Annotated in this window: 9 protein-coding genes; 2 read left to right on the forward strand and 7 right to left on the reverse strand. The window is 43.1% G+C overall.

Translation table 11 applies throughout. The features are described from left to right. The first annotated feature begins 7 nt into the window (after positions 1-7). On the forward strand, positions 8-778 hold the full coding sequence (locus ACXZ1K_RS02130) for a GLPGLI family protein (protein ID WP_458971735.1): 771 nt from the start codon (positions 8-10) through the stop codon (positions 776-778). On the opposite strand, the gene ACXZ1K_RS02135 is transcribed toward ACXZ1K_RS02130, so the two are convergent. Beyond that, positions 775-1,470, reverse strand: coding sequence for a response regulator transcription factor (locus ACXZ1K_RS02135; protein ID WP_458971736.1), 696 nt, complete (start codon positions 1,468-1,470; stop codon positions 775-777). The two genes, ACXZ1K_RS02130 and ACXZ1K_RS02135, sit on opposite strands and share 4 nt — an antisense overlap. A gap of 11 nt (positions 1,471-1,481) precedes the next feature. Beyond that, entirely contained in the window at positions 1,482-3,314 is a 1,833-nt protein-coding gene (locus ACXZ1K_RS02140; RefSeq protein ID WP_458971737.1) for a sensor histidine kinase, read from the reverse strand. A gap of 130 nt (positions 3,315-3,444) precedes the next feature. Between ACXZ1K_RS02140 and ACXZ1K_RS02145 the strand changes: the two genes are divergently transcribed. After that, the gene (locus ACXZ1K_RS02145) at positions 3,445-4,737 is read left to right on the forward strand and encodes a sensor histidine kinase (RefSeq protein ID WP_458971738.1); all 1,293 of its coding nucleotides are present in this window, start codon (positions 3,445-3,447) and stop codon (positions 4,735-4,737) included. 136 nt (positions 4,738-4,873) lie between these two features. Here ACXZ1K_RS02145 and ACXZ1K_RS02150 read toward each other — a convergent pair whose 3' ends face one another. Genes ACXZ1K_RS02150 through ACXZ1K_RS02170 form a run of 5 tightly spaced genes read right to left on the reverse strand, consistent with a single transcriptional unit; the run spans position 4,874 to position 13,271 of the window. Continuing rightward, positions 4,874-5,995 (reverse strand): thioredoxin-like domain-containing protein, encoded by a 1,122-nt coding sequence (locus tag ACXZ1K_RS02150; RefSeq protein ID WP_458971739.1) that lies wholly within the window; start codon positions 5,993-5,995, stop codon positions 4,874-4,876. A 20-nt stretch (positions 5,996-6,015) separates the two neighbouring features. Then, the gene (locus ACXZ1K_RS02155; protein WP_458971740.1) at positions 6,016-7,557 is read right to left on the reverse strand and encodes a PKD-like family lipoprotein; all 1,542 of its coding nucleotides are present in this window, start codon (positions 7,555-7,557) and stop codon (positions 6,016-6,018) included. Positions 7,558-7,580: 23 nt separating this feature from the next. Next, positions 7,581-8,423, reverse strand: coding sequence for a DUF4843 domain-containing protein (locus tag ACXZ1K_RS02160; protein WP_458971741.1), 843 nt, complete (start codon positions 8,421-8,423; stop codon positions 7,581-7,583). Between the two features lie 9 nt (positions 8,424-8,432). Next, on the reverse strand, positions 8,433-9,905 hold the full coding sequence (locus ACXZ1K_RS02165; protein WP_458971742.1) for a RagB/SusD family nutrient uptake outer membrane protein: 1,473 nt from the start codon (positions 9,903-9,905) through the stop codon (positions 8,433-8,435). Positions 9,906-9,923: 18 nt separating this feature from the next. Further along, positions 9,924-13,271: a SusC/RagA family TonB-linked outer membrane protein gene (locus ACXZ1K_RS02170; protein WP_458971743.1), complete on the reverse strand. Its 3,348-nt coding sequence runs from the start codon at positions 13,269-13,271 to the stop codon at positions 9,924-9,926. Between the last annotated feature and the right edge of the window lie 23 nt (positions 13,272-13,294).

The raw sequence follows: 13,294 nt of genomic DNA on the forward strand, positions 1-13,294 counted from the left end.
CCTCGTCATGAATAAAAATATAGTATTAACCGGCTTCCTGATCATCACCAGTTGCTACAGTGCGCTGTCACAAAATGTCAGATTTCCATTTGAAGGTACAATCGAGTTTGAGAAAACAGTGAATATGCATGCGCTGCTTAAAAAATCACTGGAACTGTCACAGGATGGCTTTATGAGAGAGTATTACGATGCTCAGAAAAAGAACAGTCCGCAGTTTAAAGTGTTAAACAGTACACTCAATTTTACCAAAGATAAAACGTTGTTTACACCTGCCATTCAACCAGAATCTCGTGGCTTTAATGATAACCCAATGGTCCAGCAGAATAGTATAATTCACACAGACCTTGCAAATGGCACCTATTCCGCGCAGAAAAAAGTTTATGAGGAAACCTTCCTGGTAAAAGATTCCGTTCGCAAGATCAATTGGAAATTAACCAGTGAAGTCCGCACCATTGCAGGGTATGAATGCAGAAGGGCAAATGCCATCATCATGGATTCTATTTATGTAGTGGCTTTTTATACGGATAAAATTCCTGTATCAGGCGGCCCGGAATCTTTCACGGGTTTACCGGGCATGATCCTTGGCGTAGCCCTGCCGCATGAGAACATCACCTGGTTTGCAAAAACAGTTACAGATAAAGCGATGCCGGCCGAAGCGGTTAAACCGCCAACAAAAGGAAAAGCAACCGACAACAAGGGCTTAATTGAGACCATTAATCGTGCTTTAAAAGATTGGGGAGTATACGGGAAATCAGCAGTTAAAGCCTTTACACTTTAACCTACCAGCAGCTTATATCCTTTTCCATGCACATTGAGGATTTCTACTTTGGGATCCTCACGCAGGTATTTTCTTAGTTTACTTAAGAACACATCCATACTGCGACCGTTAAAATAATTGTCGTCATGCCAAATGCTCAGCAAGGCTTCCTCCCGTGTAAGTACCGCATTTTTCTTCAGGCAAAGCAATTTCAGCAGTTCCGCTTCCTTGGTAGAAAGCTTTTGTTGCTGACCTCTAAAATGAACCAACTGGGTGGTATAATCAAACTCGTATTCACCGATCTGGAAATTCGTTTGAGATGCGCTTGTATCCAATCCTTCTTTTACCTGAACCCGCTTCAGCAAAGCGTTGATACGCAAAAGTAGTTCTTCAATTCGAAATGGCTTGGTAATGTAATCGTCGCCTCCCAGATCATAGGCCGAAGCTTTATCTTCCATCATCGCTTTTGCCGTAGCGAAAATAATGGGCACATGTTCATTAATTTTTCTAATCTCCTTACCTAAAGTAAAACCGTCTTTCTTAGGCATCATTACATCCAAAATGCACAAATCAAAGTCTTGTTTGGTAAAGGCACGCAAACCCTCATCTCCATCTACACAAAGTACCACGTCAAATTTACCTTTTAGCTGCAGGTAGTCCTGCAACAATAGTCCCAGATTTGGATCATCCTCTACCAATAGAATTCGTTTCATGTGCTGTTAATTTAGTTAATCGGTAAGTTTATAATGAATGTGGTTCCTTTATCTTTTTCGCTGTGCAACTTGATGGTGCCGCCCATTTGGTTAACAATATCTTGTACGTAATTTAGCCCCAAACCAAATCCCTTCACATCGTGAAGATTACCGGTTGGAACCCTGTAAAACTGGTCAAACACACGCTTTGACTGTTCCTTGGTCATCCCGATCCCCTTATCGGCAATCTCAATGGTTAGCCCTTTTGATGTGGTAACGGATTTAATGGAAATTTCCGGATGTTCTAAACTATACTTATTGGCATTGTCCACTAAATTATAGATCACGTTAGACAGGTGCAGCTCATCTCCAAAAATGATCGGATCAACGGCATCCAAATCCAGGTTAATTATCGCACCTTTCTTCTCCAGCTGCAGGTGCATGCTATCCAGAACCGCTGTAATGAGGTCGTTAACGTTCACCTCCTGGTGCTCCAGTTTCAGTTCCTTTTTTTCCAGCCGCGCAATACTCAGCACGCGCTCAATGTGGTTGCCCAGCCTTACATTTTCATCGTAAATAATACCGGCAAGTCGACTAATGCGTTTCTTGTCCTCCACTATTTCAGGATCTTTCAATGCTTCGCTCGCAATCATGATGGTAGCCACAGGCGTTTTAAACTCGTGCGTCATGTTGTTGATGAAATCTGTTTTCATCTCCGATATTTTCTTCTGCTGCAGGATGGCGTAAATGGTATACGCAAAGATGAATACCAACACCAATAACAAGCCGGCAGATGAGGCCATGGTTGTCCACATGTTTCCCAGTATCAGCCCGTTCTTATTTGGGAAACTCACATACAGTATCCCCGGGTCTCCAAAAATCTCATTGTTAAATAATGTGGTCTTAAACGTATTTTCCGGCAAATTATCGCCGATAGAATGAGAGGCCTTACGGTAAACTAATGAATCTTTATCAGCTGTTTTCAGCCAAAAATCATAAGGCAAACTGATGTTGCGGTTCAGCAACTCCTTTTTTAACAGGGTATCTAAATTATCGCGGTTTACACGCTGGTTTATGGGTACGTACACCTGCCGCATTTCCTTTTCCAGGTCTGCCAAATAGTTGAGGTTACTGGGATCAGAAACAACCGTATCATCCAGCAGTTTTTTTAACCCTTCCTTGTATTCCTGTTCCGCAACATTGTCCTCAATTTTAAATTTAGTGGCCATCTCTGTTCTCACCCGCTCCAGTGTAAAAGCGATAGGGTTCAAAGTAGCCGGATCAAAAGCAATGTACCTGATGCTATCGGGTATATCGCCGCTATTCATAGAAAATGTCGAAGGGCGTTTTAAAGAAATGATCGTCTGATTTATTCTTGCCCTAACATTTCCAAACTCATCTTTGTAAAGGTCTACCTGCACTTGCAAGGGTGATTTTCCTTTGGAATCTTTAGCAGATATCTGTTGGAAGATCTCTTCAGTGATCACCGTAGGATTGGAAAGGTTCAAGCTGAGCAAACTGTCCCTGCGGTTTAAGTCGTCATTGATCTTCTTCTCCTGCAAATACTTGCGTTTCGCCTCTTGCTCCCTGTAGTTCTCTTTAAAATCAACGATTTGCTGTGCCTTATCTCTAAAATCCCTGTCTTTTTGTTGTTTAACTTGCAGATGTTTTTGATCGATGTGCAGTGCGGCATAGCGTTTCTGTACCTTGTTAACAACGCCATTGAGTACCTCGTTCACGTCATTTTCGAAAAGCTGCGACTTCAAAATATAGGCCTCCCTGATGTAATACAACTGCATTACAAAAACGCCAAGCAAAGCTATGGTCATCAGTGCAGTTATCAACCAAAGACTTCTTTTCTTCATATCAGTATACCAAAATTAATGAAGCAATCACATACTATAGGTTATTTAACATATTTTAACAGACAATTCATTTCTACTGACGCGCAATTTCTATCTTTGCTTACCCAAACAAACCCTTTATAAACTAAGTATGTTCTCCGCTGTAAAAGATCTTCATGCCAAATTGGTAGGCGATGTAAGTCAAACCAGCATGCAAGCTCGTATATTTCACCAGCTTAGTATCATCGGTATTATCGCAATGCCGGTCATTATACTCATTAATCTCTTCATAAAGGTACCGAATGTTAATGTCATTCTTTTTACCACCCTGGTACTCCTGCTCGGCTTATACTACAACTCGCGCTTCCTTGGCAACCTAAAGTCAAGTCTGTTTATTTTTACCCTATGCAGCAACCTGTTGCTTATAGCCAACTATTTTTATAATTCTGGCCTGCAAGGACCAACTTTGCTGCTGTTTATCCTCTGCGTGGTCTTTATTGTGTCCGTAATGTCATTGCGCCAGTCCATCTTCTGGGTAATGGTCAATGCCTGTTTCGTTACTACCCTCATCTCATTGGAGTACTTTGAGCCAACGCTGATCAAAAGATCGTACGCAGACCGCTCAGGCTATTTTATTGATTCTTTAAGCTCCTATCTTGCGGTTATCCTTTGCATTATTGTTGTGCTCAGCTATCTGATCAAAAGCCAGCAGCAAGAAAAAATGAAAGCAATTGATGCTTCCAGGGCACTTCAGGATGCCAACGATGCAAAAACCAAACTACTGTCCATCCTGTCGCACGACTTAAGATCCCCTTTAAATTCCATACAGGGTTTTTTGGAGGTACTTACAGATTTCGATCTGGACGAGAGCGAGAAAAAAGCAATCAAGATTAACCTCCTGCAGGAAACCAAGAATACACAAACCATGCTCTTTAACCTCCTTTCCTGGACGCGCTCACAAATGGAAGGTGGAGTAAAGGTACAGCTCATTCCAGTTAATTTGCTCGAAGTTGTTGATGCCTGTATTTCTGTGCAACATTATGCTGCAATCGACAAAAAGATTAGCATCAGCAATAATATCCCACCGCACATCTGCATCCTTGCAGATATCGACATGCTCAAATTGGTAGTTCGTAACCTGCTCAACAATGCCATCAAGTTTACCAAAACAGGTGGCGAAATTGGGATTTCCAGTAATATGGAAGGTGATTTTGCTACACTGATGATCAGAGACAATGGCATTGGCTTCACTGAAGAGAAAGCAAAAGAAATCTTCTCGATGAAATCGGTCTCCACTTATGGTACCAATAACGAGAAGGGCGTAGGCCTCGGACTCTTGCTTTGCAAAGAATTTACAGAATTGCAAAACGGTAAAATCACCGTAACAAGTTCGCCAGGAAATGGAACTACCTTCTTTTTGTCGTTCCCCTTGAGCAATTCATAAAAAAACGGGAACGATCATACCGACCATTCCCGCTCATCTAAATTAACGCTCTCATAGAATAATACGCTACCGTATTCGAATTATTGTACCGCACCGTAAATAATTTCAATTATCAAAGCATTATGGCAGGCACCGATTAGTTTAAAAGTGCTTCTATTTTATTATACAGCGTCTCCGCGCGAAGGTTTGTCGCCACCACCTTGCCATTGCCATCTACCAACACATTCTGCGGAATAGCACGTATGTTATATAGTGCTGCGGCAGGCTCCTTCCAACCTTTCAAACTGGAAACATGAAACCATGGCATACCATCTTTCTCAATAGCTGCTTTCCATTTGGCAGCATCATCATCTAACGATACGCTCAAAACCGTGAAACCTTTGTCTTTAAAGGCATTAAAAGTCTTTACCACATTAGGGTTTTCCTTTCTGCACGGACCGCACCAGCTTGCCCAGAAATCAACCAGGGTGTATTTATTCTTGCCCACCACTTCTTTTAAAGTAAGTTCCTTTCCTTCAGGCGTGGTTGATGCAAAATCCTTAAATTGAGCGCCCATAAGCGCTCCTTTAACTTTTGCTAGCCGCTCTGCCAACTCCTTCCCTAAAGCAGTTTCTTTCATTGAAGTACTTAATTTCTCGTAAGATGGATTAGTCGCCTCGTAATTGAGCAGAACGCCTGGAGAATTTTTATCTAAAAAATATAACGACACATAGGAATCAGGATTCTCCGCAGCAAATTGACGGATGATTTCTCTTTTCTGTTGGGAATAACTGTCAAGACCTGCCAATAACTGTGTAACATAAGCTTTTTTCGCTTCCCCTTCCGGCATTGCCTGATAAGCGGCCAGCCCACTAAAGAATTTACCATCTAAAGGTCTCAGCTTTTTTGCCAGCTTTTCATAAGATTCTGCCAGCTTCGTACCGCTAATCTGCGCATACCTGATGGAGTCCTTCGTGGTGATATTTGTGGTTCCGGGCGCTAAGAAAAAATCGATTCTATCTCCTTTATCTTCATTCCCCAAACTAACTTTTGCCGCAGCAGGGCGATCCATTTTGCCTTGAAATACAAATGCTCCTTTGGTAATTTCCACACTGTCATTTGTTTTCTTAGGGGCATTGTCAGCTGTGTAATATAGCTTAACGAAGCGACCGTTATATTTAGGGTTAACCTTGCCTTTAAGGGTATAGTCTGCCGATTGTGAGAACCCTAAAACCGGGCTCAACAACAAAAGAAATGTGCTTAATCTTTTTAATTTCATGTTCTTAATCTTTAATGTTTTTAATTTACTGCGCGCCAGTTGATGTCTTTTATTTTAACCATTCCTTGCCAGGTACTCTTAGGTTGTAATTGCAGTTCTACTACATTGGGATTAGTTCCCACCTTGTACCGGCTTAATTTCCCTTTAGTCGTGCTATTGTAGGTTGCGATGTACAAACTGTTGGTTGCAAAATCAATCTGGGTATCAAACTTAATCATGCTAATTTCATCACCACCAGTTTCCGCAAACGTGTATATTTTTTCAAAACCGGGGTTATAGTCGTATGCGTATAGTTTGTTCCCTACCGCATAAAACACAACCGACCGGTTAGAAGAGAATGCATAAAACTTCGCTTTATCAAAATCAGTTGCGATTGATTTAATGGTATAAAGTGCGCGCTTTGCCGGGTTGGTTCCATTCGCATAAAACTTGTAGATGCGATGGGTATTGTCGGCATCTTTCATGATCGCGAACGAGTTACCCCCTGTAGATCCACCATCTGTATTTCGGCTGTTCTCTGCATACACCAATGTGCGGCCAGCAGGCTGGTTCCATGGAAAAGCATCAGTACCCACATCGGTTAACGTAGTGGATGCTACCGCAGTACCTATCGCTGCGCAATTCAGGAAGCGGTTGTTTTGGGTATCATACCACATAATAGAATTCATACTCCCAATCGGGTAAAATAGGTAGGGTGCAGCCGGTATCCGTGTTTGTTGCGCAGTGGCCAGTCTGTTGATCGGATTGTTAAAGTAATCGCCGCCCATTAACAGCGGAACACCTGCAAAAACATCTCCTGCCTTTGTTACCACTGCCCGGTATAAACTGCTGCCTATATTTCCGGCTGCTGTTGTTATTTGAGGGGCCAGCACTACAGGCTGTAATCCATCCGCATTCAATTGCTCAGAAACATATAAGGTTCTGCTGAAATTGTTGCTCTCCTTACCCGCCAAGGTGGCACGGTCCAAGAAATAGGATCCGCTTTTTGTAAACACCCATAGCTTCACGTAAGTGTCAGAACCTCCGGTATGTAAGAAGCTGATCGGATCGCGAAGTCTTGGCAAGCCGCTTTTCGATAACAGGTTCTTGATATGGATAGTATCTTTCAGCATAGAAAGCATTTCTGTCTCTGCATAACCCGCTTCATCTTCTCCCATAATCAATATGCCTTTTGAATAAGGTGTGCTCACATTCAGCTTCACGTTGGCAATCCAGGTAACTCCTGTTTTCGTATCCAAAACGCGGTAAAACAGGTCGTAAGGCACGGCATTCAATTTGATTGGATACACCAGGCTTTTCCTGCGGCCGATGGTATCAAACGAGAAAGTTCCCAATTTTAAAATCCATAAGTGGGTATACCTGGAGGTATCTGCCTCATCCATAGTGGCGGTAATTTTGGGTTGGATCTTCAAAGTATCAAGACCGGTCCGCACGGTATATTCTGTATTTACGCCCTGTATCGTCAACTCGTTAATTGGATGGTAATCATAATTACCTTTATCCTTACTGCATGAAACTGCCAGCAGCAGGACAAACAATAGGATATAGTATTGTATTTTCATTTCTCTGTTTTTAGAATTAATAACTAAGGTTTGTATGGAACTCCAATGATGGATGTCCATGGCACGCTCCCCATAAACATCAGGCGTCCATCTTCTTCGAGCACCGGATCTTTCGCATCAAACCGTTGCCTCAATATCAGTGCGGCATCGCTCGCGACCAGCAGGTACCGCGCTTGAGGCATGGTTTCTGCACTCGCGAAATCCTCATATTTCAAATCCAGGTTATCAATAAGAAACTGCATCTTTCTTTTCGTAAATACGCCGAACAGACCCGATTCTTTGTTTCCTGGCTGCAGAGAGCCGGGCCACACCGCCGGCTGCACCAGGATGTCGTTAATTCTTAGCGTATGCAGCCCCGCATCGAATTCAGGAATAACTACACCACTTGTCAGCGATGGTATTGCATCCCATTCCGGGAAAGAGGACACAAAGTCTTTCGTCTCTACAATACGTAATCCAAGTGTTACCTGCTTTAGCTCCAGGTCTGGCGTACGTTTTAAATGAACCGTTACATTAGTGCTAACAGCTCCTGCCGGAATTTTCCATTCCTGCTGTATCGGGTCGAAATGCTGACCGGCAATTGCTGTTGTAGAGTCCGGATTTATTTCCACGCGGAAAGTACGGTCATAGTCCTTTACCGGACCAGTGATCATTACCTTAACCGGGAAATCAACGGCGTCTTTAGCAATCGCAACAAATTCTACCTGACTGTATGGTACGTAAGGCCATGAATTCTGCAACAACTTGGTACCAAACTGAACAGCAAAGTAAACGCCTTCTTTACCCTTGTAAGACATGTCCGCTTTTTTGCAGCCCACCATACCGGTCAGCTGGAAAAGCAATATGTAAATGAATAACTTTCTCATCTTCGTAAATTATTTTCTTAGTGAAATTTCACTGTCTGGCAGTGGAACTGTATAATTGGCTTGTACCATGGTCTTTTCTGGTGTACTCGCTACAGTAGCATGGTTTGGAACGGTCTGATAAGAATTCCTTTTATAGAAAAAGAAAGTTTGTCCTTCGCCCAACATTTCCCTTCGGTATTCTTTCCCGATTTCTGTTTTTAATAAGGCGCTGCTAGAAGGATTTAAACTCACGCAATTCCTTGCCGTCCGCAGTTTATTGAAATACTCAATGCCTTTGGCCAGGTCTGGATGACATTCTGCAGCAATGAGCAGGACTTCCGACAAGCGGATCAACGGCATCATGTAACGGCCGGGCGCATCAACAATATCCACAAATTTCATGTTGGTAGTCGCAGTTACGGCACCTGATGAAGCACTTTGCCATACCCTGCGGCGGTAATCGTTAGCGTCATCATAAATCGCATTTACGCGCGCCACATTCACATCACCGGCACTAAAGGACAGTTTGCTATTCACCTGCAAACTCACATCGAAAAGGCGGGCGTACATCAAGCTCCTGTTTATGTTGTACAAGGAAAACATCACTTCTGTTGAAAACATGCGATCCGGCTTGTCCACACTTGTTGCACTGGCAAATGTCACATAGGGGAACACCGTCTTTGTAGTTGACTGCACTTCTGTTAAAAGGGCATCCGCCTGGGCAAAAGCTTCAGCTTTTTTTCCTTGCCATAGGTAAGCTCGTGCCAAAAGGGCTTTTGCAGCGTAGTAATTCAAACGATACTGGCGGTAATACAAATCGTTGGAACCAGTAGTGTTTGAGGTATTGCGTACGCCTTCTGTACGTATCGGATCTGTTTTTTCCAAAAGCGCTAAGGCCGTATTAAGATCGCCGGTTACCAGTTCCATCACCTTTTCAGAACCAATAATCGGAGAAATGCTGTAGCCGGTTGTATTTACATAGGGTATAGCTGGCTTTGCTTTATTTTCTTCGCTATAAATCGGGCCAAACAACCTCAGCATGTCCAGGTGCAGCATGGCACGCAACGCAAGTGCTTCTCCTTTAATGATACTAAAATAAGGATCTGGTAAAGCAGCACTTGGCGAATCGCCACATTTCTCAAGGATCACATTGCAATTGGCAATCAGCTCGTAGGCTTTCTTCCAGGTATTGTCAAACGTAATCTTCACATTGGCATCTGTATATACAAAAGTGGTGTAGTTATAGAACGAATGAACAGAGCTGTTCAAATAGTAATATTGAGCCAGCACGTCAACTGCTCCGGTGGTCATATTCTGACCATACAGGGAACTATTGGTCAACTCAACATATACTCCATTAAGGGCTTTCATATAACCTTCCTTATTTACGAACAGCTGGTCTTCGCTTAACCTGTCGGTGGGCTTCACATCTACCCATTTCTTGCAGGAAAGCGAGAAGAAACTTAAAAGGAGGCAAAAAGATATTTTATATAGTGTCTTCATTTTTTTAAGTAATTGGGTTTAAAATCTTAGTCCTGCAGAGAATGATACGGAACGCGCAAATGGATAATCTATTCCGCGCTCATTCTTAATGGTAGAGAGGTGAAAAATATCATTCATGTATGCCCTCAATGTGATGGAGGAAGCGCGAACAGTCCTTAACCAGGAAGCAGTCGAATTCTCATACCCTATGGAAAAAGCCTCGCCCACCAACATGTTATTGTCAGCCACAAAACGTGAAGACATTGGTGTGATATCAGTTGTCGATATCGCCTTAAAATTGGCATTGTCCCCCGGTTTCTTCCATCTGTCATATAATGCACGGCGGTCCTGGTTCAGCGTAACGCCCTGGATAGAGATATTTTCTACTTTGTCGTAAAGCGTTTGCATAAAGGCCTGCCCACCTACACGGTACCTTAGGTTAAGCGATGCGGTGAAACCTTTATAGTACAGATTTGTACCAATCACTCCTTCCACATCCGGATCACTGTTGCCTACAATAACTTCGTCCTGGTAATTGTGAACAAAGGTTTGCTCGCCATTCTTGTTTAAGAAAATTTCGCGGCCGGTTGCAGGGTCAATCCCCACAGAACGCACTGCCCAAAGATCTGACGGACTACCGCCATCGTAATATCGAACCAGGTTTCGGCTTTTGTTGGTTTCGTTAAAATTGCTCAGCTGGCTTCCCATATCATGATACTTGGCCCTTAACCTTCTCAGGTTTAAGTTTACATGCCAGTTAAATGCCTCATGTTTTATAAAAGCATAATCTGAACTCAAAGTAAAACCTTTCGTTACCTGCCCACCAATATTTTGTGCAACCTGGCCCGCACCAACTGATGAAGGAAGGCTAATAAACACCAATAGTGGGTCTGTGTCTTTATTAAAATAATCGGCAGTAATGCGCAAGCGCGTATCCAGTGTGGTTAAGTCCAATCCAATATTGCGGTCCAGTGTAGTTTGCCATTGCAAATTTCTGTTGCCCATATTGCTGATAATGGTACTGGTACCAAAAGGGTTACGATTTTCGTTATTATAACGGTAAATTCTGGTGGAGATATAGTCGTCAAAATTCTGGTTACCTGGATTACCGATCGATCCGCGCAATCTCAGCTGTTCTATCCAGCCAAAATTGCCGTCTTGTATAAAGCGCTCTTTATGGATGTTCCAGCCTAAGCCCAGCGACCAGATCACAGAGAATTGACGGTCCGAACCATACACCGATGATCCATCAGAGCGCAGGGTGGCATCAAGTAAAAATCTTTGGTCAAAGGCATAACCAACATTGGTAAAGAAACTGGCTGTTCGCCTTTTAGCTTCCTGGTAACCTGCTTTTTGTCCGGCCACGTAACCTAATGCGAAATTCGGATTAGAAAACTCGTCATCGATAAAACCGCTTACCCCAAATGTGCTCGTTTTACTGGTTGCCTGCTCCATTCGCATACCTGCAACAGCATTTACGGTATGCTTCTCCTGAAATACTTTCCCAAAAGTCAAACTAAAATCACCATCATAATTGGTGTTTTTCCCGTTCTGTTCATCGTAAGTGCCTTTACGTAGCACATCCACTCCTTCAAATTCCACGTCAAAGGGCGACCTGAAAACTACGTTGTTTGACGTCGTACTTCTAAGTCCAAAACGACCCCTGGCTCTCAGCGATTCCAGTATTCGCCATTCCAGCTCAAAGTTATTTGTAAATCCAAGGCTCTTCTCCTGGTCAATATTCAAATTGGTTTGATCATATAAAGGACTGTAAATAGGCGTTAATGAATTATTCCCATACGGCTTAAAGTCTTCCAATACCTTTCTTACGTCTCCCAAATCATCATACTTTGTGTAGTAAGGATTTGCCCGGGAAAACTTGGAAAAGGGGGTCGACTCATGATTGGCATTTACATTATCGATACTCAGGGAATTGTTCACTGAGATTTTACCCTTTCTATACAACAGCCTGATATTACCGTTCGTTGCCTGCCGGTCAGATCCGTCCATCACACCATTGGTCAATCCATAATTAAAAGATGTACTGTAACGCAGGTTGGCATCTCCACCTTCAGCAAATAGGGTGTGTCGCTGTGTAAATGCTGTCCTCAAAGGTTCGTTGGGCCAATAGGTATTTACGCCCCTGGCAACATCCTTTAAGCGGTTGTTATAAACCATTTCAAGCTGCGGATTGGGGCCCAGAATGATGTGTCCGTTATCATCAAGTCTTCCATAAAATCCGGATAACAATTCAAACTGCAGCTTTTCCTGAGCATTCATGAGGTTATAATCCGTTAAATCTGCAAAGCCTACGGTTCCGTCCATAGTGTAGTTAATACGAAGCTCCCCGGCAGATGGACGTTTGGTTTCAACCACCACCACACCATTTGCTGCTTTTGATCCGTAGATAGCGGTAGCTGAAGCATCTTTTAATAAGGTAATGCTCTCCACCCGGTTCATACTCAAGTCGGCAATGATCCTCAGTGTCGTCTCAAATCCATCTAATATAAACAGAGGCTGGTTGGGGTTTGACGCAAATTGGTCAGTTAAGCCGATCACGCTGCTTTTACCACGTATTTCCACATCAGGTATACGGTTAGGATCAGATCCAAAAGTGTTGTTCTCTACCACTGCAAAAGAAGGGTCAAGCGTTTTTAAACTCTGTAAAATGTTTTGGTTACCTACAACAAGCAGGTCTTTTCCTTTGAATACCGCAGAAGAACCCGTGTATACTTCACGGTTACGCTGGTAAATTCCGGTCACTACAATTTCTCCAATTGCCTGTTCATCCGGCTCTAATTCAACATCCAGCGTCTCCTGCTTTTGGTAGTTCAACTCCAGGGTTTTCATACCTACATAAGAAAAAACGATCACCTGCTTGCTGGTTGTTGTGGGAATGATCAGGCGGTACCGGCCCTTCTCGTCGGTCTGGGTGCCAGAATCTGTTCCCTTAAGCTTTACGGTTACCCCGGTCATGGCTTCCCTCGTTTGCGCATGGCGCACAATACCGGTAAGGGTATTTTGCCTCATACTGCTGACCGGTATTTGCGGCGAATTCTGTACAATTGGAATTGCAGACAAAGACACCGTCTTGTCTTCTATAACAAAATCCATAGACTGTCCCTGCGTAACTGCAGCTAAAAACTGCGCAAGGGCCATGTTTTTAGCGTCTATCGTTACCGGCTTCGCCGATTCTAATAATTTTTTCGTGCCAAAAACGGTATAGCCGCTTTGTTTTCTGATGGCGTCGATTACCGTCGTAAAAGGTATCTTATTCCCTTTAAGCGTAATCTGCTGCGAGTAGCTCGCAGCACTCACCGTCATAAATCCAGTGAGCATTAGGCACATGATGGTCTTCATCACTAGTGATAAGTAAATTTTAATCATTAATTTTAACGTTGGTTTGGTTG

It is taken from the genome of Pedobacter jaeyakensis, from assembly GCF_054461315.1.